Source organism: Mycobacterium sp. DL (genome assembly GCF_039729195.1).
Classification (GTDB): Bacteria; Actinomycetota; Actinomycetes; order Mycobacteriales; family Mycobacteriaceae; genus Mycobacterium; species Mycobacterium hippocampi_A.
Genome location: NZ_CP155796.1, coordinates 1,312,592 through 1,332,558, shown reverse-complemented (window position 1 = coordinate 1,332,558; position 19,967 = coordinate 1,312,592). Strand labels below are relative to the sequence as shown.

The following is a 19,967-nucleotide window of genomic DNA, read 5'->3' as shown; positions in this document are numbered from 1 at the left end:
GCGAAAATAACCGTTCACAGTTGATTCGCTTACCCCCACGGCACCGCCCCGCACAGAACCTACAGTGTTGACGTTTGCCCAGCAGCAGGTCAACATGTGTCGCATGCGCTATGTCGTTACCGGCGGTACCGGGTTTATCGGGCGTCGACTCGTGGACCGAATCCTCGCACTTCCCGGCAGCACGGCGGTCCACGTGCTGGTCCGGCGGGAGTCGCTCGGCAGGTTCGAACGGCTCGCGCAGCGCTGGGATGACCGGGTGCAGCCACTCGTCGGTGACCTGACGACGCCGGATCTCGGACTCACCGATGCCGCTCTGGCCGACCTCGGCCGCGTTGATCACGTCCTGCACTGCGCGGCGGTCTACGACATCGCCGCCCCCGAGGAACACCAGCGCGCCGCCAACGTCGATGGCACCCGGGCGGTCATCACCCTCGCCCGGCGACTGGACGCGACGCTGCACCACGTCTCGTCGATCGCGGTCGCCGGGAACCACCGCGGCGTGTTCACCGAAGACGACTTCGATGTCGCGCAGGAACTCCCGACGCCGTACCACCAGACCAAGTTCGAAGCGGAGTTACTGGTGCGGTCGACGACCGGGCTCAGGTACCGGATCTACCGCCCGGCGGTTGTCGTCGGCGATTCCCGTACCGGGGAGATGGACAAGATCGACGGTCCCTATTACTTCTTCGGGATTCTGTCCGCACTCACAGCGCTTCCCAGGTTCACGCCGTTGGTGCTGCCCGACACGGGTCGCACGAACATCGTGCCGGTGGACTTTGTGGTCGACGCGATCGCCGCGCTGATGCATGCCGATGGCCGGGACGGTCAGACGTTCCACCTGACCGCACCGAAGACGATCGGGTTGCGGGGCATCTACCGCGGGCTGGCGCCGGCGGCCGGCCTGCCACCGTTGGTGGGGTCGTTGCCGCGGGCCGCCGCGGCGCCGTTCCTGCAGGTGACCGGCCGCGCCAAGGTGTTGCGCAACATGGCCGCCACCCAACTCGGCATTCCCGGTGAGATTCTCGACGTCGTCGACCTCGCGCCGACGTTCACCGCGGAGCGCACCGAGGAAGCGTTGCAGGGCACCGGAATCGCCGTTCCGGAGTTCGCGTCCTACGCCCCCCAGCTGTGGCGTTACTGGGTCGAGCATCTCGATCCCCAACGCGCCCGACGCGACGACCCCGAGGGCCCGCTGGTCGGTAAGCACGTGATCATCACCGGCGCGTCCAGCGGCATCGGCCGGGCATCGGCGATCGCGGTGGCCGCACGCGGGGCCACGGTGTTCGCCCTGGCGCGCAACGCCGAGGCCCTCGACGGACTGATCGCCGAGATCCGCGCCACCGGGGGCGATGCGCACGCGTTCACCTGCGATGTCACCGATTCCGCAGCGGTGGAGCACACCGTCAAGGACATTCTCGGGCGCTTCGGCCACGTCGACTACCTGGTCAACAATGCCGGACGGTCGATCCGGCGGTCGGTGGTCGCATCCACCGACCGACTCCACGACTACGAGCGCGTGATGGCGGTCAACTACTTCGGCCCGGTGCGGATGGTGCTGGCACTGTTACCGCACTGGCGCGAAAGGCAGTTCGGTCACGTGGTCAACGTGTCGAGCGCCGGGGTCCAGGCCAGCAGCCCGAAGTACAGCGCCTACATCCCCAGTAAGGCCGCGCTGGACGCCTTCGCCGAAGTTGTTGGCAGCGAGACACTGTCGGATCACATCACGTTCACGACCATCCACATGCCGCTGGTCAAGACGCCGATGATCGCGCCGTCACGTAGGCTCAACCCGATGCCGCCGATCTCCCCCGAACACGCTGCCGCCATGGTGGTCCGAGGCCTCGTGGAGAAGCCCGCGCGCATCGATACGCCGGTCGGGACACTGTCCGACCTGGGGTCCTACTTCACGCCGCGGCTCACCCGCCGGGTACTGCATCAGCTGTACCTGGGCTACCCCGACTCGGCAGCGGCGCGTGGCGTTTCCGTCACCGACTCGCCGCCTTCCCCGGTGCGACGGCCCAGGCGTCCGGCGCGGCCGGTCCGGTCGCTGCGGGTTCCCCGTACCGTCAAGAGGGCGGTGCGGTTGGTTCCCGGCGTGCACTGGTGAGCGGGGCGCGCCTGCCGCTGTTCCTCGACGTCGACACCGGCGTCGACGACGCGATGGCGCTGGCGTATCTGTTCGGCAGCACCGATGCCGATCTGGTGGGCATCGCCTCCACGGCGGGAAACGTTCCCGTGCAGCAGGTTTGTGAGAACAACCTGGCCCTTCTGGAGCTGTGTGGGATCAGTGTGCCGGTGTCGATGGGCTCGCCGGATCCGCTCAGCACGCCGCTGCGGACGGCGGAGGACACCCACGGACCGCACGGTCTGGGTTACGCCCGGTTAACGGCAGCGACCACGGACCTCACCGAGTACGACGCCGCCGAAGCGTGGGTGCGGGCCGCCCATGCCCACCCCGGCGAGTTGGTGGGAGTCGCCACCGGTCCGCTGACCAACCTTGCGCTGGCGCTGCGCGCCGACCCGACACTGCCCCGCCTACTGCGCCGGTTGGTGATCATGGGCGGCGCGTTCGACTACCGCGGAAACACCACTCCGGTCGCGGAATGGAATGTCATCGTCGACCCCGAGTCCACGGCCGAGGTACTGGCGGCGTGGGATGGAGCCACCGGTGAATTACCGATCATGTTGGGGCTCAACGTGACCGAGAACATCGCGATGACGCCGGAGCTGCTGAGTCAGCTGGCGGCGGCCGCCGGATGCTCGTCGACGCCGATGAGCGTGCACGACGAGCGAGGCACGGTGTCGACGGCGTCCAATCCGCTGATCCGGGTGCTCGAGGACGCGATGCGCTTCTACTTCGAATTCCACCACGACCAGGGTGAGGGCTACCTGGCCCACCTGCACGACCCACTTGCAGCGGCGGTCGCACTGGACACCGAACTGGTGCGGTGCCGGGCCGCGGCGGTCGACGTCGAGTTGACCGGCGCGTTGACCCGCGGCATGACGATCGCCGACTGGAGTGGGCACTGGGGTCGAGAGCCCAACGCCCTCATCGGTGTCGACGTCGACCCTGCGGCGTTCTTCGACCGGTTCATCACCCGGGTCGGTGTGTTCGCCCGGCGACTGGACTGACCTCAGTCGTCGGTCACGGTCAGCGTGACGTCGATGTTGCCCCGGGTGGCGTTCGAGTAGGGGCAGACCTGGTGGGCCTTCTCGGCCACCTGCCGGGCCGTGTCGCGATCGACGTTCGGCAAGGTGATCTCCAGTTCGACGGCCAGACCGAAGCCGCCGTCATCGTTCTGGCCCAACATGACCCGGGCCCCTACCGAGGAGTCGGAGACGTCGACCTTGTCCTGCCGGCCGACCAACCGCAGCGCGGAGTGATAGCAGGCGGCGTAGCCGACGGCGAAGAGTTGCTCGGGGTTGGTGCCGTTTCCGCTGCCGCCCATCTCCTTCGGGATGGCGAGGTCGAGGTCGAGCGTGCCGTCCGAGGTCCGGCCGTGGCCGTCACGGCCTTCTCCGATGGCGAGTGCCTCTGCGGTGTACAGGGTTTTCATGCGGTTTCCTTTCGGTTGGAGTCGACGAGCGTGTGAGTGAGTGTCGTGACCGCAGCACGAAGTTCTACGGCCTGCTCGGCGGTCAGACCCGTCAACGGGAACAGTTTTTCGGGGATGCACTGCGCTTTGTGCTGCAGTCGTCGGCCCTCGGAGGTCAGCGTGACCTCGACCTGACGTTCGTCGTCGGCGCGCCGTTCCCGGCTGACGATTCCGGCGGCTTCCAGGCGTTTCAGCAGCGGCGAAAGGGTCCCGGAGTCCAACTGCAGGCGCTCACCGAGGTGACCGACCGAGACGCGGCCCTCTTCGTGGAGTACCAGCAGCGCCAGATACTGCGGATAGGTGAGGCCCAACTCCGCCAGTAGCGGTCGGTAGGCCGCAGTCATCGCACGCGACGCCGAATACAGGGCGAAGCACAGATGGTCGTCGAGACCCAGTGACGTCATGACCCGAACTATAGTCTGCAATTCAATTGTGTGCAATTTAATTTGGCATCACTCGTAGACTCCCTCGAGATACCACCGCCGCTGCCGATAACACAGCAGGAGTGCCTCTACCGGCGCCTGCGCCCGGTCACTGCCGAGAAGCACCTGCACCCGGGCCGTACGACCACGTTTCAGCGTGGGATCCCACCAGCGTTCGTCCACCGGCCAGGGGCCGGCCCACCAGGACAGCCGACCCTTGCGACCGGGCGCATCCAGCCGGAACGGATCTGCGGAGAACAGTCCCCGCGAGGTGACCCGCACCGCGTTGCCCTCGGCGTCGAACAGTTCGACGGGATCGTCGAGCAGTACGGTCGGCGACGGCTCGGGCAACTGACCCGGCCACGGTTGGTCCGGATTTGCCTGTGGCACAAGCTCATCCCCGAGTGGAGTCAGAGTGACACGTTCAGCCGGCCCCCGGCCCCCACTGAGCACCGGAACCTTGACCGCGTCGGGACCCAGTAGCCCCTGCACCCGGACCAGAGCCCGCCGAGCGCGCAGCCTGTCCTCCTCCCCCACACCACCCCACAGCGGCAGCTGCAAGGCCTCCGCCGACACCACCTCCACCGGGCGCAACCGCAGCACCGTGATCGGCGCGCTGGGCCGGTCACCCTCGTTGCGCCGGTTCAGCCAGCCGTCGAGTTGCCAGCGCACCCGGTCGGCGGTGGCGTCTTCGGTCAGCGGCTCGGCACATCGCCAGACACGTTCCAGCTCCTGCCCGTTGGCCGTCACGGCATGGATTGCCAGCCTGGTGCATCCCACTCCCGCGGCCTCGAGGCTGCGGTGCAGCCCACCGGCCAGCGAGCGCCCGGCGAAGGCCGCCGCGTCCACCCGGTCGATCGGCGGATCACAGTCCATCACCGCATCGAGTTCGGTTTCGGGCTCCCGCCCCGACGGACCACGGGCGGGCTCACCGCGGGCCAGGCGGTGCGCGGCGATGGCATCAGCCCCGAACCGGGACGCCACATCGCTTCGGGGAAGTTCGGCGAACTGCCCGATCGTGCGGATCCCCATGCGCCACAGCAGATCCGCCAGGCCCTCACGGGTGACAGGCGCCAGACTGGGTTCGGCGGCCAACTGCCGGATCGACATCTGCGACAGGAACTGCGCGTCCTGACCGGAATCGACGATTCTTCCCGCCCGTGCGGCGAACACGGCGGTGGGCAACTGATCGGCGATGCCGACCTGGCATTCGGCGCCGGCCGCGGCCACCGCGTCGACCAGCCGTTCAGCGACGGCCTGCTCGGAACCGAAGTACCGGGACGCGCCGCGCACCGACAGCACCAGCAGGCCGGGGCGCAGCACCTCCGCACGCGGCACCAGGTTGTCCACCGCAGCCGTGACGTGCTCGAAATGCCGGGCATCGCGGGCGGGATCGGCGGTGACGACGTGCAGTTCCGGGCATCGGGCCTGCGACTCCCGGCGGCGCAGCCCCCGGCGCACCCCCGCGGCGCGCGCTGCCGCCGAGCATGCGATGACACGGTTGGCCAGCGTGACCGCTATCGGCACCGTCGAGGGCAGGCCTGCGGCCGCCGCCGCGGCGACCGCCGGCCAGTCCATGCACCAGAGCGCCAGAACCCTGGAGCCGACCATACCTAGCCGCCTACCGCACGCGCGGTGCCGATGGAGCGCCCCCGGGCACACATGGCCAGCCGAACCCGGCCGATCCGCCCGCATCCCGGAGTGGGCGCGTCGCGACCGGCGCCGACCACGTCGTAACCACTGACATGAGCGTCCAACCGGGCGGAGGCTCCCTGCCAGTCCCCATCGGTGACGAGCAGCGTGCACCCGCGCTGCCGGGCCCGGGCGACCACCGCCCTGGCGCGGGTCGCCGGCACCGATCGACCACCCAGGCCGAGGACCACCAGATCCATTCCGTCCATCAGGACCGCGGCCACCTCGACGGGGTCGGCCCCCGGTTCGGGGATGACCGCGATCCTGCTCAGGTCCGCCCCCATCTCCACCGCGGCGAGCAGTCCCACATCGGGCTGGCCGATGATGGCGACGTGACCACCCTCCGCCGTCACCGCAGCGACCATGCTCAATTGCAGCGAGCGGGCGCCTGAGAGCACCGCCACAGACCCGCGGGGCAACGACTGGGGAAGCAGCTCAGCCAGCGAATCAGGCATCGGCAGCAAAGAATCGTGACCGGATGAGAGCTCCGGATCCGGCGGTGCCGCCCGGTGGTTCCCGCCCCCCTTCCCAGCCATCTTCTCGGACACCGTGGCCATCTGCTTGCGCAGCTGTTCTACCTGTTCAGCGCGGTGCGCCGGACGCTTATCAGCGTTCACTGCCAATGTCACAGCAGCCCCTCCAACATCACCCGACTCAGACACTATGTTCGAAAATATGTTCGAAGCCCCAGTAAACACCCCGCCACCGACAGCGTCAACCGAAGTTCCTCGGCGTTGAGACTGCGCTGGCGGCGCGCCCCACTCTCACTTCTGCGCCCTCAGTGCAGTCTCAACGAGCATCCAGGCCCAATGGCCACACCGACAAATGGTGCCATTGACAAATGTCACCATTCGGGATGTACTCCGAAGCGTGCCCAATGACGAGCAGGCGTGTCCTTTGCCGGAACGAGGGTCGCTGCGATCCCGCAGTGCCGTGGCCATCAGCAGCCTGACGCTGCGCCAGATCAGCAGCATCCTCCCCGCCGATCAGGCCTGGGGGCTGTGGACCTCCCGACAGATCGTCGCAAGGATCATGGATGCTTTCGGGCCGTCCCTGGCCGGGACCGACGTCACCCCGGTCGACACCAGGACCTCCGACGGACACCGGGTCGTGGGCGAGTGGGTCCACGGTAAGGGCGTAGCCCGTCAGGGCACCACGCATGCGATCTACTTCGTCCACGGCAGCGGTTATGCGTTGTGCTCACCACGCACCCACCGCCGGCTCACCTCGTGGCTGTCGCAACTGACGGGACTCCCCGTCTTCAGCGTCGACTACCGGTTGGCGCCGCGGCACCGCTTCCCCACTGCCGCAGACGATGTCCGGCACGGCTGGCATTGGCTGACCGAACAGTGCGGGATACCCCCCGAGCAGATCGTGGTGGCCGGCGACTCGGCGGGTGGTCACCTCGCCGTCGACCTGATGCTGCAACCCGACATCCGGCATCCCGCAAGCCTCGTGCTGCTCTCTCCACTGGTGGATCTGACGTTCGGTCTCGCCCGCACCCGCGAGCTCACCTGCCCCGATCCGGCGATCAGATCCCGCGACGCCGCACGCCTGGTCGAGTTGTACTGCGCTGGCATCGATCCCACCCATCCACGGCTGGCACTGGACGTCGCGGGCGGACGCCCGCTGCCGCCGACGCTGATCCACGCGGGAGGTGCAGAGATGCTCGCGGCCGACGCCATCACCCTCGCCGAGGACCTCACCGCCGCGGGCGGCCGCTGCGACCTCCAGATCTGGCCCGGTCAGGTGCACGTCTTCCACGCGCTGCCGCGGCTCACCCCAGAGGCCGCACCGGCGATGCGGAAGATCGCCACATTCGTCGCAGACTCGCTGCGCACCAACAGCATCGGACAGGTGGGCTGAGATGCTGGGTCTCTTCAGCACGAAGCGTAGCCGCGCCGCCGACGCCGTGATCACCGGCGCGGGCAGCGGTATCGGTGCCGCATTCGCCGTCGAACTGGCAAGCCGCGGCGGTCGCGTGGTGTGCAGCGACGTCAACCTCGAAGCTGCCCGCCTGACCTCAAAAACCATCGAAGCCGCCGGCGGCCGGGCGCTGCCGGTCCAGTGCGACGTCACCAAGATCGAGCAGGTACATCAGCTCGCCGAGGAGGCCCAGTCCTGGTTCGACGGCCCACCTACGCTGGTGATCAACAATGCGGGCGTCGGCGCCGGCGGGGCCGCCATCGGTGAGACCGATCTGGCCGACTGGAACTGGGTGCTCGACGTCAATCTGTGGGGACCGATCCACGGCTGCCACGTGTTCGCCCCGATCCTGCGGGAAGCAGGCAGGCCCGCAGGCATCATCAACGTCGCCTCGGCGGCGGCGTTCGGCGCCGCGCCCGGCATGGCCGCCTACAACGTCAGCAAGGCAGGCACCCTGTCGCTTTCGGAGACCCTGGCCGCCGAACTGGCGGGCACCGGCGTCAACGTCACCGTGCTGTGCCCGACGTTCGTCAAGACTAATATCGTCGAAGCTGGTCGCATCTCCGATCAATCCACCCAGCTCGCCGATCAGCTGATGCGGTGGATCGGCTTCTCCCCCGAGCGCGTCGCCCGGACCTGCCTGGACACCCTCGACCGCGGCGGCCTCTACTGCATGCCGCAGCCCGAAGCCCGGATCGGTTGGGGCATCAAGCGTTTCACCCCGACGGTGTACACCCGCGCCGTCGGCTTCACCACTCGAGTCACCACGTAGAGAGGGTCATGGCCGTGAAAACAAAAATCGACATGGATGTCATGCTGGCGAAGATCAAGGATCGCCAGTGGGCACTGGCCGACATCGACTGGGACGCTCCGGGTGCCGAGATGATCACCGACGAGATGCGGCCCAAGCTCAAGGCGTTCATGGCCGACCTGTGCTGGATCGAGAACGTCGGTGCACGCGGGTTCGCCGCGATGGCCAAGAAGGCGCCGACGCCGACACTGGCAGAGATCTACCGCTACTTCCACGCCGAGGAGCAGCGCCACGCCAACGCCGAACTGGCCCTGATGAAGCGGTGGGGCATGCTCGACGACGGCGAGATGCCCGAACCCAACGTCAACATCCGGTTGGCGATCGAGTGGCTCGACACCTACGCCGACGACATGTCGCTGTCGATCCTGGGCACCGTCATCCCGATGCTCGAGGTGGCACTCGACGGCGCGCTGCTGAAGTTCCTGCTCGAAGAGGTGCACGACCCGGTCTGTCACCAGGTCTTCGAGAAGATCAACAACGACGAATCCCGGCACATCGCAGTTGATTTCGAGGTACTCAACATGATCGGCCAGGCCGACGCGCGCCGCCTGCTGGTGCAGTTCGTCGGCAACGTCGCCACACCCGGCCTCATTATCGGCGCCATCATGTACATCCCGCTGCTGAACCGGATGCGCAACAACATCGTCGACATGGGCCTGCAACCCGAGAAGCTCTACAACGCGATGAATCGGTTCAAGACGCTCGGCGAACGCAGCGAGAGCACCTGGCGGGTTCCGACGTATCAGATCCTGAAACTGCACGCGCGAATGGTCGTCAAACCGAACAACCCGTATCACTGGCTGGCCAACCCGATGGTGTGGGCGTCCGACTACTACCCCAAGGCGCTGCTCAAGCCGATCCCGTCGTGGTTCAAGGAACTCACCCACGAGCCGGCGGCCTGACACATGGCTGCCACCAACCGCATTCACGACACCCTCATCGTCGGCGCCGGGTTCACCGGCCTGGGCGCCGCGATCAAGCTCAGAGGAGCCGGCGTCGACGACCTCGTCATCGTCGAACGCACCGATCGCGTCGGTGGAACGTGGCGGGACAACACCTACCCCGGTGTGGCCTGCGACATCCCGTCGCTGCTGTACTCGTTCTCGTTCGTCAAGAACCCGACGTGGTCGCGGGCGTACCCGTCAGGTGACGAGATCTGCCGACACATCGAGGATCTGACCGATCAGCACGGACTGCGGCCGTTGATCCGTTTCAACACCGAGATCACCGGCCTGAGCTTCGACGAGGACGCCGGGGTGTGGACGGCGACCACCAAGGGGCGCAAACGGTTCCAGGCACGAACCGTGGTACTCGCGGGCGGCCCGCTGGCAGATCACAAGCTGCCCGACATCCGCGGCATCAACAGCTACGAAGGCCACAAGATCCACAGCGCGGCCTGGGATCACGACTACGACTTCACCGGCAAACGCGTCGCGGTGATCGGCACCGGCGCCAGTGCTGTGCAGATCGTTCCCGAACTGGTCAAGACGGCCGAGTTCGTCAAGGTGTTCCAGCGGACCCCCGGCTGGGTGCTCCCGCGCCTCGACGTCCCGATGCCGGCGGCGGTGCAATCGCTGTTCGCGAAGGTGCCCGCAACCCAGGAACTCGCCCGTCAGGCGCTGTTCTGGGGCCATGAGGCGAGCGCCACCGCCCTGGTGTGGAACACGCCGCTGAGCCGCCTGGTCGGCCGCCTGGGCAAGGCGCATCTGCGCCGCACTGTCGCCGACCCCTGGCTGCGCCGCCAGCTCACCCCCGACTTCACGCCCGGCTGCAAACGCATGCTGATCTCCAGCGACTACTACCCCGCTCTGCAGCGCGACAACTGCAAGCTGATCGACTGGCCGATCGCCACCCTCAGCCCCGTCGGGATCCGCACCAGCGACGGAATCGAGCACCACCTCGACGCAATCGTGTTCGCCACCGGCTACGACGTGCATCTGTCCGGCCCGCCGTTCCCGGTCACCGGACTCGGCGGCCGGTCGCTGCAGCAGGAGTGGGCCGGGCACGCCGAGGCCTACAAGAGCGCCAGCGCGCACGGCTATCCGAACCTGTTCTTCATGTGCGGGCCGAACTCCGGGCCGGGCCACAACTCGCTGCTGGTCTACGTCGAGGGCCAACTGGACTACGCGGTCACCGGGATCACCACGATCCTCAACCAGAACCTGCGCTACCTCGACGTGCGCGCCGAGGTTCAGCGCCGCCACAACGACGACATCCAGCAGCGATTGACCAAGACCACCTGGATGACCGGGTGCAACAGCTGGTATCTGACCGCTGACGGTTTCAATGCCTCGATGTACCCCGGGTTCGCGACGCAGTATCTTCGACAGATGCGGCAGTTCCGGTTCGAGGATTATCACGCGGTGGCACGCGACGTGCGCCCGCGAGTGGTCATCTCGACGGCCTGAGAAGTCTTGATGTCCGGGCCCAGGCCGCCGCGTCCGCCGAGCGGACCGATCCCGACGATCCTGCGACGGATCCGTCGCGGGTCCCGGGACGTGGTCGAGACAGCGGTGTCGCAACTCTTCGACGCCGCGGTGCAACCGCACGGCGTCGCGGCCTCCGGCGAGTACCGCATCGAGGACCTGGCCCGACTGGCCGGCACCACGACCCGCAACATCCGGGTCTACCGCGACCGCGGCCTGCTGCATCCGCCGCTGCGGGTCGGCCGGATCGCACTGTTCAACGACACCCACCTGACCCGCCTGCGGATGATCACCTCACTGCTCGACCGTGGCTACAACATCGCGCACGTCAACGAGATGCTGTCGGCCTGGGAGCAGGGCAAGGACGTTGGGGACATGCTGGGCCTGGAATCGGCGATCTCGGGGAGCTGGGCTGCGGAGAAGCCGCAGCGCATGTCGCTGGCCGAGGCGAGGACGCTCGTCGACGACGACGCCGGGTTCGACCGGATGATCGCCCTCGGGGTGATCAAGCTGGAGAACGACGGTGTCGACGCGACGATCATGCGACCCAAGCTGATCGAGGCGTTCAACGAGATCCGGCAGTACGGCGTGGACACCGGCAAGCTGATCGACATCCACGAGCAGATCACCCCGCTCGTCGATCAGATCAGCGGCATCCTGGTGCGCGCCGGTGTGGACCACATCGGCGACCGCCTCAACCCGGGGGCGGAGTTGCCACCGGACACCGAGATGGCCGAGTTGATCACGATGCTGGTGCGGTTCCGCACGGTCGCGGTGTCGGCCGTCACCGCGACGTTGACGTCCTCGATCGAGGCGAACGTCGAATCGGTGGTGGCGGGGATCCTGGCGCAGTCGATCGAGAGTCCAGCCCAAGCAGCCGAGGAGTAGTCACTCCCACTCGATGGTGCCCGGCGGCTTGCTGGTGACATCCAGCACCACCCGGTTCACCTCACGCACCTCGTTGGTGATGCGGGTCGAAATCCGTTCCAGCACTTCGTAGGGCACCCGCGTCCAGTCGGCGGTCATCGCGTCCTCGCTGGACACCGGACGCAGCACGATCGGATGCCCGTAGGTGCGGCCGTCGCCCTGCACGCCGACCGAGCGGACGTCGGCCAGCAGCACCACCGGGCACTGCCAGATCTGGTGATCCAGACCGGCCGACGTCAGTTCCTCGCGGGCGATGGCATCGGCGCGGCGCAACGTGTCGAGCCGATCGGCCGTGACCTCACCGACGATCCGGATGCCCAGACCGGGACCCGGAAACGGTTGACGCGCAACGATTTCCTCCGGAAGACCCAGTTCCCGCCCGACCGCGCGGACCTCGTCCTTGAACAGCAGCCGCAGCGGCTCGACGAGCCTGAACTTGAGGTCGCCGGGCAGTCCGCCGACGTTGTGGTGGCTCTTGATGTTCGCGGTTCCCGAACCCCCGCCGGACTCCACCACGTCGGGGTACAGCGTTCCCTGGACCAGGAACTCGACCTCCCCGTCGGCCGCGCCCAGCGCATCTCGCACCGCACCCTCGAACGCCCTGATGAACTCACGGCCGATGATCTTGCGCTTGCCCTCGGGGTTGGTGACACCGGAAAGCGCCTCGAGGAACCGGTCGGCCACGTCGACCGTGACCAGCTTGGCGCCGGTCGCGGCGACAAAATCGCGCTGGACCTGCGCCCGTTCGCCCGCGCGCAGCAACCCGTGGTCGACGAACACGCAGGTCAGCCGATCCCCGACCGCCCGCTGCACCAGCGCGGCCGCGACCGCCGAATCGACACCGCCGGACAGTCCGCAGATCGCCCGGCCGTCACCGATCTGGGCGCGCACCTGCTCGACGAGGGCGTCGGCGATGTTGGCCGGGGTCCACGCCGCGTCGATGCCGGCGAACTCATGGAGGAAACGACTCAGAATCTGCTGACCGTGCGGCGTGTGCATCACCTCGGGGTGGTACTGCACGCCGGCCAGTCGACGTCCCCGGTCCTCGAACGCCGCCACCGGCGCGCCGGAACTCGTCGCCACCACCTCGAAGCCGGCCGGCGCCTCGGTGACCGCGTCGCCGTGGCTCATCCACACCGGCTGGGTGTCGGGGAGGTCGGAATGAAGTTGGCCGCCAGTGACTTTCAATTCGGTGCGGCCGTACTCACTGGTCCCGGTGCGGGCCACGGTGCCACCCAGAGCCTGTGCCATCGCCTGAAATCCGTAGCAGATGCCGAACACCGGGACGTCGAGGTCGAACAGAGCGGGATCCAGTTGCGGAGCACCCTCGCTGTAGACGCTGGCCGGGCCGCCGGACAGCACCACCGCCCGGGGATTGCGCGCCTTGATCTCCTCGACGCTGGCGGTGTGCGGGATGACCTCCGAGTACACCCGGGCCTCGCGGACGCGCCGCGCTATCAGCTGGGCGTATTGCGCGCCGAAGTCGACGACCAACACGGGACGGGGAGCAGCAGATTCCACCGGGACAGTCTAGTCGTGGCGCCCGGCCGACACCTCGGCGCGCTCAGTGAGCAAACCCGCCAGTTCCTCGGCGTAGGCCAGCTGTCGCCGCAGCCGCTCGGCGCTCTCGTCGGTCTTGGCGCGGTAATCGTGTAGACGTCGCACCGCCGCTTTGCGTTCGGCCGCCGAGGCTTTCGACTCCGACAACGTGTCCAGGGCGGAAAGCAATTCCTTCATCTCGGCCAACGTGAAGCCCAGCGGCTTCATCCGGCGGATCACCAGCAATCGTTCGACATCAGCCTCGGTATAGAGCCGGAATCCCCCCACACTGCGCGCCGACGGCGTCACCAGCCCCACGTCGTCGTAGTGGCGCACCGTGCGGATCGACAACTCGGTCTTCGCCGCCACCTGTCCGATCTGCATGTGCACACCCGGAACCTACCGTAACGGGCGAGGAGACTGCCTCACCGCGGGCTATCGTTGCTCGATGAGCGCGCGTTTCGAGGAATTGGGTTGGCAGCAAACACCGATGGGTGTCGTCAGCCTGCGGCGCCGCTTCGATCTCGCGGTGCGTGCCGATGTCTACGAGGTCAAGCTCGACGACGAATACCTGATGTCGAGTCTGTTCACCGTCGCCGAACGGGAACTGGCGAAGCTCGGCCTGGAGCGGACGTCCGGAGCAGACCTGGACGTCGTCGTCGGCGGACTCGGCCTGGGCTACACCGCACAGGAAGCCCTGCTGTGCAATCGCATCCGGTCGCTGACGGTGATCGAGTACTCCGAAGCCATCATCGATTGGCACCGCCGCGACCTGCTCCCCGACACCGCTGGGTTGTCCTCCGACAGCCGGGTCAAGCTGGTGCGTGCGGACTTCTTCGCCGCCGCGACGGGCGCGGCGGGATTCGCGCCCGACGCTCCCGGCCGGACCTATGACGCGATCCTGCTCGACATCGACCACTCCCCACGCCACGTGCTCGACCACCCGCACGCCGCGTTCTACACCCACGACGGACTGCACGCCGCGTCGAAACACCTCGCTCCGGGAGGAACGTTCGCCCTGTGGTCCGACGACCCGCCGGACGACGACTTCTGCTCAACCCTGGAATCGGTGTTCACCGACGTCGAAGCCCGGCAGATCTGGTTCGACAACCCGCTGACCCGGGGCCGCTCCGCCAACACCGTGTATCTCGCCAACCGACCGTGACGCGCCGCACTTCGTGCCCAGGTTTGCAGTTCCGACCCGGGGGGTATCGAAAACCAGGTCACAGTTTCGACACTGTCTGGTATCGGTACCGTTAGGGCGGCGCTCCTCGAGTGCCCAGGGTTCGCACAGAGGAGCGAAGGAATGCGTCGGATGCGGGAGGGTTTGGGCTTCCTCGGCGCTCCGTCAGCGCAAAGGCTCTACTGCGCCGCAGCAGTGCTCTTCACCGTCTGGGTATCCGCAACGTTGATCGTTCAGTCGGTCACGCTCTTCCAACTGGACCTGTCGGTGTTCCGCGATGCCGGGAGCGCGTTCAGCCGTCACCTGCCCCTGTACTCCGAGGACTTTCCCACGTCGTCAGGATTCCGGTTCATCTACCCGCCGTTCGCCGCTGCGCTGTTCGTGCCGATGAGCTGGCTGGCTCCGGCGCTGCTGCAGATCGTGTGGGCAGTGCTGAACATCGCGCTGGTGTGGTGGGTCCTACGGATCTGTCTGGCACGTCTGAAGGTGGACCGGCCTGATTTCTCTGCGGTACTGCTCCTCGGTCCGGCGCTCATGCTCGAACCGGTGCAGTCCAACTTCGAATTCGGCCAGATCAACATCGTCCTGATGGCTCTGGTCGTCGCCGATTGCCTGCGCGCCGTGCCCCGGGCACTGCGTGGTGCCGCCATCGGACTCGCCGCCTCGGTCAAGCTCACACCGGCGGGCTTCGCTCTGTTCCTGCTGGCACGGCGGGATTTCCGGGCGATCACCACCGCCATCGCAGTGTTCCTGGCGACCGTCGCAGCCGGGTTCTGGCTGAGACCACAGGACTCGAAGTGGTTCTGGGTCAGCGAGTTCTTCCGCGATGACCGCGCCGGCAATCACGAGTTCAGCCGCAACCAGGCGATCACCGGTCCACTGGCACGGTTCGGGCTCGAGGGCACGATCAAAGACATCGTATGGCTCGTCGCCGCGATCACGGTGGCTGTCGTGACCTTCTGGGCGGCGCGGCGCTTCGTGCGCAACGGAGAGCACGTTGTGGCGATGGGCGTTGTGGCCCTGGCCATTCTGCTCGCCGCCCCGATCGCCGTCACCCATCACTGGGTGTACTGCGTCATCCTGGTCCCGCTGGTGATGGCGCCCCAATACCGTTCGTGGCGTCCGTTTCTCGCATCGGCGATCGCGGTGTTCATCATCGGCCCGCACGAGATTCTCGAGAGCACCGCATCACCGGCCATCTGGCAGCAGATCGTCGGCAGCGCTCAGTTCTTCACGGCCGCTGCGGTGCTGATCGCGGCGGCGCTTGTCGCACGACGGCGCCCGACCGGCCGGGACGACGCCACACCACCGTCGGCCGAACCGGTTCTCGCCGGGGTGCATTGATCCTCACTCAGCGGCACCGAGATTGCCCGACAGCCGGTCGTGGCGGTCGGCGGAATCCTGGTTGAGGCCGACGATCTCGACGCTCTTGTGCTTCGCCGCGTACTTCGTGGTGATCGCGTCCAGCGCGGCGACCGTCGAGGCGTCCCAGATGTGTGAGTCCGACATGTCGATCACGACGCTGTCAGGATCACCCAGGTAGTCGAACTGGTAGACCAGGTCGTTGCTGGAGGCGAAGAAGAGTTCACCTCGGACGCGGTAGACCACGCTTGTGACCGTGCCGTCGGCGTCGGTGGTCCCGTCGGACCTTTCGACGGTCACAAGATGGGCCACTCGACGCGCAAAAAGCACCATCGCCGTGAGCGATCCGACGATGACGCCGTAGGCCAGGTTGTGGGTGAACACCGTCACAGCGACCGTGGCCGCCATCACCAGGGTCTCGCTGCGAGGCATCCGCCGCAGTGTCGACGGAGAGATGCTGTGCCAGTCCATCGTGGCCACCGACACCATGATCATGACCGCGACCAGCGCCGCCATCGGGATCAGCCCGACGATGTCCCCCAGACCGACAACGAGGCCGAGCAGGAACACGCCCGCCAGGAAGGTGGAGATCCGGGTGCGCGCACCTGAGACCTTCACGTTGATCATGGTCTGGCCGATCATCGCGCAACCGCCCATGCCGCCGAAGAACCCGGTGACCACATTGGCGACACCCTGACCCCAGCCCTCGCGGGTCTTGTCGGAGTGGGTGTCGGTGATGTCGTCGACCAGCTTGGCCGTCATCAGCGATTCCAGCAGGCCCACCAACGCCATGGCCAACGCATAGGGGGCGATGATCGACAGGGTCTCCATCCTGAGCGGCACGTTCGGCACCAGAAGCGCCGGCAGACTCGACGGCAACTCGCCCTGGTCGCCGACGTCGGGCAGGTCCACGCCCAACAGCAGGGCCGCACCGGTGAGTCCGACGATGGCGATCAGCGGGGCCGGCACCGCAGTCGTCAGCTTCGGCAGGAACACCATGATCAGCAGGCCGACGGCCACGAACGGATACACCAGCGCAGGCACGCCCAGCAGGTGCGGCAACTGCGACAGGAAGATCAGGATCGCCAGGGCGTTGACGAACCCCACCATGACGCTGCGCGGAATGAACCGCATCAGCCGCGCCCCCAGCACGCTGAGCACGATCTGCAGGACACCGGCGAGCAGGACTGCCGCGATGAAGTAGTCGAGACCGTACTCGCGCGCCAGTGGCGCGATCACCAACGCGATCGCCCCGGTCGCCGCCGAGATCATCGCCGGGCGTCCGCCGACGAAGGCGATCGTCACCGCCATAGTGAACGACGCGAACAGCCCGACCCGGGGGTCGACGCCCGCGATGATGGAGAACGAGATGGCTTCGGGAATCAGTGCCATCGCCACGACCAGGCCCGCCAGGACCTCGGTCTTCAGCCGTCGTGGAGAACGCAACGCGGCCCAGACAGACGTGCTCGGGTCTCCCGCCTCGCGGATCGTGGGGGCGGCCGCAGCCACTCGCTTGTTCAAGGAACTCCAATCAGATTGCAGCACAACGCCACCCGGCGCAGCGGTACACGCCACGCCGCGCGCTGCCGTCGGCAACCTTACCCTTACCGGAGGGATGAGTTGAAATTACGTGGCGGACGTCACCCGCGCCCGGACTGTCTTATCCCGCGGACGTGACCGGTTCGATCGGGAGGCTGCGCAGCCCCGCGGGCGCCTCCACCGGGACGACCGGATGCGCCGGGGCGATGGGCGAGAGCCGTCGATAGGGCTCACCCTGGGAGGGACGCAGATCCTCCTCGCCCTTGTTCGGCCACAGCGCCGCCACTCGCTCGGCCTGGGCGGTGATCGAAAGCGACGGATTCACACCGAGATTGGCCGAGATCGCGGCACCGTCCACCACCGACAGCGTCGGATAGCCGTACACCCGCTGGTACGGGTCGATGACGCCGCTCTCCCGCGAGTCGCCGATCGCCGCGCCACCGAGGAAGTGGGCCGTGAGTGGAATGTTGAACAGTTCGCCCCAGGTGCCGCCGGCGACACCGTCGATCTTCTCGGCGATGCGCCGGGTGACCTCGTTGCCCGCCGGGATCCACGTCGGGTTGGGCTGGCCGTGGCCCTGCTTGCTGTCGAGCAGTCGGACGCCGAGCTTGGTCTTGCGGGTGAACGTGGTGATCGAGTTGTCGAGATTCTGCATGACCAGCGCGATCATGGTGCGTTCACTCCAGCGACGCGGGTTGAGCAGCCGCAGCGTGCCCCTCGGGTCGGCCTGGGCGTTGACGAACAGTTGCTTCCACCGCGGCACGTCGGTGCCCTGCGGTCCGGCACCGTCGGTCATCAACGTCTGCAGCAGGCCCATCGCGTTGGAACCCTTACCGTAGCGGCACGGCTCGACATGGGTGTCGCTCGTCGGATGGATCGACGACGTGATCGCCACGCCGTGGGTCAGGTCCAGATCGTCGGACACCGCCAGGCGCCCCGCACCGACGATGGACTCCGAATTGGTCCGGGTCAGCACGCCGAGGCGATCGGAGATCTTCGGCAGCGTGTTGGTGTCGCGCATCTTGAACAGCAGCTTCTGGGTACCCCAGGTGCCTGCCGCGAGAATCACGTAGCGCGCCGTGAAGGTCTTTCGCCGCCTGCGCAGCTTGCCGCCGGTGCGTGTGGTGTGCACTTCCCACAGCCCGTCGGGGCGCTGCTTGAAATCCTTGACCATCGTCAGCGGATGCACCTGCGCCCCTGCGGATTCCGCGAGCCCCAGGTAGTTCTTCACGAGCGTGTTCTTGGCGCCGTACCGGCACCCGGTCATACAGGATCCGCACTCGATGCACCCGGTGCGCGCCGGCCCGGCACCACCGAAGTAGGGATCTGCGACGCGCTTGCCCGGCGTCTTCTGCCCGTCGGCGCCGAAGAACACCCCGACCGGCGTGGCGACGAAGGTGTCGCCGACTCCCATGTCCTCGGCAACCTCCTTCATGATCCGGTCCGCGTCGGTGAAGGTCGGGTTGGTCACCACGCCGAGCATCCGTTGGGCCTGCTCGTAGTGCGGCATCAACTCGGCGCGCCAGTCGGTGATGTCCTTCCACTGGGGGTCGTTGAAGAACGGCTCCGGCGGCACGTACAGCGTGTTGGCGTAGTTCAGCGATCCCCCGCCGACGCCTGCGCCGGCCAGGATCATGACGTTGCGCAGCAGGTGGATGCGCTGGATGCCGTACATCCCGAGTTGCGGCATCCACAGGAACTTGCGCAGGTTCCACGAGGTCTTGGCGAATTCGTCGTCGGCAAACCGGCGGCCGGCTTCCAGCACGCCGACCCGGTAGCCCTTTTCGGTGAGCCGCAGTGCGCTGACACTGCCACCGAACCCCGAACCGATGATGACGACGTCGTAGTCAGGCTCCATCCAGACATTATGAACTTACCCACCGGTAACTTGCTAGAGAGGCGACCCTAACCGGTGCGGGCGATACTGTCGGTGGCTGTGGCGAACCGGACGACAGAGGGCATCACTGCCCGCGAGGCGAAACGCCTGCAGACCCGAGAGCGGCTGATGGGTGCGGCCATCGCGGAGTTCAAGCGGACCGGGATGGCCGATGCCGACGTCGGCGCCATCGTGGCAGCGGCCGGCGTCGCCCATGGCACGTTCTTCTTCCACTTCCCCACCAAGGAACACGTGCTACTCGAACTCGAGTTGCGCGAGGAGAGCCGGATCGCCAAGCGGTTCGCACAGTTCACCAAGTCGAAGGTGGACCTGGCGTCGTCACTGCGCGAAGCGGTGGATCTCGTGATGGGCCTCGAACGCCGCCTCGGGGTGCTGCTGTTCAAGGACTTCCTGGCGCTGCACTTCTCACCGACCCGACCGGCGACCGAGGAGGGCCACGACCACCCCCTGATCGTCCTGGTCGCCGACCAGATCGAGGCGGCCCGGCAGCGCGGCGACACCGGCTCCGACGTCACGCCGATGAACAGCGCGATCTATTTCCTGCTCGGGCTCTACGCACTGTTGATCACGACCGACGATTCGCCCGCGCGAACGAGCCTGATCGACGACTACCTGGTCCGCACGCTGCGCAGCATGGGATGAGCCGG

The 19,967-nt window shown here is 67.1% G+C and carries 18 protein-coding genes; 10 read left to right on the top strand and 8 right to left on the bottom strand.

Annotated elements, in window-relative coordinates:
* Positions 1-103: 103 nt before the first annotated feature.
* Together ABDC78_RS06485 and ABDC78_RS06480 are read left to right on the top strand one after the other, a co-directional pair.
* A complete protein-coding gene (locus ABDC78_RS06485; RefSeq protein ID WP_178358906.1) occupies positions 104-2,107 on the top strand; it encodes an SDR family oxidoreductase in 2,004 nt (667 codons plus the stop codon).
* Positions 2,108-2,160: 53 nt separating this feature from the next.
* Positions 2,161-3,132 carry a nucleoside hydrolase gene (locus ABDC78_RS06480; protein WP_347133481.1) on the top strand — a complete coding sequence of 324 codons (972 nt, stop codon included), beginning with the start codon at positions 2,161-2,163 and terminating at the stop codon, positions 3,130-3,132.
* Positions 3,133-3,134: 2 nt separating this feature from the next.
* Here the strand turns inward: ABDC78_RS06480 and ABDC78_RS06475 are convergent, their stop codons facing one another.
* The 4 genes from ABDC78_RS06475 to ABDC78_RS06460 are packed head-to-tail and all read right to left on the bottom strand — an operon-like array spanning position 3,135 to position 6,267.
* The gene (locus tag ABDC78_RS06475) at positions 3,135-3,557 is read right to left on the bottom strand and encodes an organic hydroperoxide resistance protein (RefSeq protein WP_178358904.1); all 423 of its coding nucleotides are present in this window, start codon (positions 3,555-3,557) and stop codon (positions 3,135-3,137) included.
* The gene (locus ABDC78_RS06470) at positions 3,554-4,000 is read right to left on the bottom strand and encodes a MarR family transcriptional regulator (protein WP_178358903.1); all 447 of its coding nucleotides are present in this window, start codon (positions 3,998-4,000) and stop codon (positions 3,554-3,556) included. The genes ABDC78_RS06475 and ABDC78_RS06470 overlap by 4 nt, the downstream gene beginning before the upstream one ends.
* A gap of 48 nt (positions 4,001-4,048) precedes the next feature.
* Positions 4,049-5,629, bottom strand: coding sequence for a DNA polymerase Y family protein (locus ABDC78_RS06465; protein WP_218620695.1), 1,581 nt, complete (start codon positions 5,627-5,629; stop codon positions 4,049-4,051).
* 2 nt (positions 5,630-5,631) lie between these two features.
* A complete protein-coding gene (locus ABDC78_RS06460; RefSeq protein ID WP_256736079.1) occupies positions 5,632-6,267 on the bottom strand; it encodes a hypothetical protein in 636 nt (211 codons plus the stop codon).
* A 340-nt stretch (positions 6,268-6,607) separates the two neighbouring features.
* Here ABDC78_RS06460 and ABDC78_RS06455 point away from each other — a divergent pair, with 340 nt between their 5' ends.
* From ABDC78_RS06455 to ABDC78_RS06435, 5 genes are read left to right on the top strand one after another with little or no spacing between them, the layout of a single operon-like run.
* Positions 6,608-7,576, top strand: coding sequence for an alpha/beta hydrolase (locus ABDC78_RS06455; protein ID WP_256736078.1), 969 nt, complete (start codon positions 6,608-6,610; stop codon positions 7,574-7,576).
* A 1-nt stretch (position 7,577) separates the two neighbouring features.
* On the top strand, positions 7,578-8,408 hold the full coding sequence (locus ABDC78_RS06450; RefSeq protein WP_178358899.1) for an SDR family NAD(P)-dependent oxidoreductase: 831 nt from the start codon (positions 7,578-7,580) through the stop codon (positions 8,406-8,408).
* 8 nt (positions 8,409-8,416) lie between these two features.
* The gene (locus ABDC78_RS06445; protein ID WP_178358898.1) at positions 8,417-9,349 is read left to right on the top strand and encodes a ferritin-like domain-containing protein; all 933 of its coding nucleotides are present in this window, start codon (positions 8,417-8,419) and stop codon (positions 9,347-9,349) included.
* A gap of 3 nt (positions 9,350-9,352) precedes the next feature.
* Positions 9,353-10,855 carry an NAD(P)/FAD-dependent oxidoreductase gene (locus tag ABDC78_RS06440; protein ID WP_178358897.1) on the top strand — a complete coding sequence of 501 codons (1,503 nt, stop codon included), beginning with the start codon at positions 9,353-9,355 and terminating at the stop codon, positions 10,853-10,855.
* Positions 10,856-10,864: 9 nt separating this feature from the next.
* Positions 10,865-11,761 carry a MerR family transcriptional regulator gene (locus ABDC78_RS06435; protein WP_178358896.1) on the top strand — a complete coding sequence of 299 codons (897 nt, stop codon included), beginning with the start codon at positions 10,865-10,867 and terminating at the stop codon, positions 11,759-11,761.
* On the opposite strand, the gene guaA is transcribed toward ABDC78_RS06435, so the two are convergent.
* Positions 11,762-13,321 carry a glutamine-hydrolyzing GMP synthase gene (gene guaA / locus ABDC78_RS06430; protein WP_178358895.1) on the bottom strand — a complete coding sequence of 520 codons (1,560 nt, stop codon included), beginning with the start codon at positions 13,319-13,321 and terminating at the stop codon, positions 11,762-11,764.
* Between the two features lie 9 nt (positions 13,322-13,330).
* Positions 13,331-13,723 (bottom strand): MerR family transcriptional regulator, encoded by a 393-nt coding sequence (locus tag ABDC78_RS06425; protein WP_178358894.1) that lies wholly within the window; start codon positions 13,721-13,723, stop codon positions 13,331-13,333.
* A gap of 64 nt (positions 13,724-13,787) precedes the next feature.
* Between ABDC78_RS06425 and ABDC78_RS06420 the strand changes: the two genes are divergently transcribed.
* Entirely contained in the window at positions 13,788-14,504 is a 717-nt protein-coding gene (locus ABDC78_RS06420) for a spermidine synthase (RefSeq protein WP_178358893.1), read from the top strand.
* 141 nt (positions 14,505-14,645) lie between these two features.
* Complete coding sequence (locus ABDC78_RS06415) at positions 14,646-15,866, top strand: glycosyltransferase 87 family protein (RefSeq protein ID WP_256736064.1); 1,221 nt, start codon at positions 14,646-14,648, stop codon at positions 15,864-15,866.
* A gap of 3 nt (positions 15,867-15,869) precedes the next feature.
* Here the strand turns inward: ABDC78_RS06415 and ABDC78_RS06410 are convergent, their stop codons facing one another.
* Together ABDC78_RS06410 and ABDC78_RS06405 are read right to left on the bottom strand one after the other, a co-directional pair.
* On the bottom strand, positions 15,870-17,405 hold the full coding sequence (locus ABDC78_RS06410; protein WP_178358892.1) for a SulP family inorganic anion transporter: 1,536 nt from the start codon (positions 17,403-17,405) through the stop codon (positions 15,870-15,872).
* Between the two features lie 139 nt (positions 17,406-17,544).
* Positions 17,545-19,281 (bottom strand): GMC family oxidoreductase, encoded by a 1,737-nt coding sequence (locus tag ABDC78_RS06405; RefSeq protein ID WP_178358891.1) that lies wholly within the window; start codon positions 19,279-19,281, stop codon positions 17,545-17,547.
* Between the two features lie 147 nt (positions 19,282-19,428).
* On the opposite strand from ABDC78_RS06405, the gene ABDC78_RS06400 reads away from it, so the two are divergent.
* Positions 19,429-19,962 carry a TetR family transcriptional regulator gene (locus ABDC78_RS06400; protein WP_178358994.1) on the top strand — a complete coding sequence of 178 codons (534 nt, stop codon included), beginning with the start codon at positions 19,429-19,431 and terminating at the stop codon, positions 19,960-19,962.
* Positions 19,963-19,967: the final 5 nt, after the last annotated feature.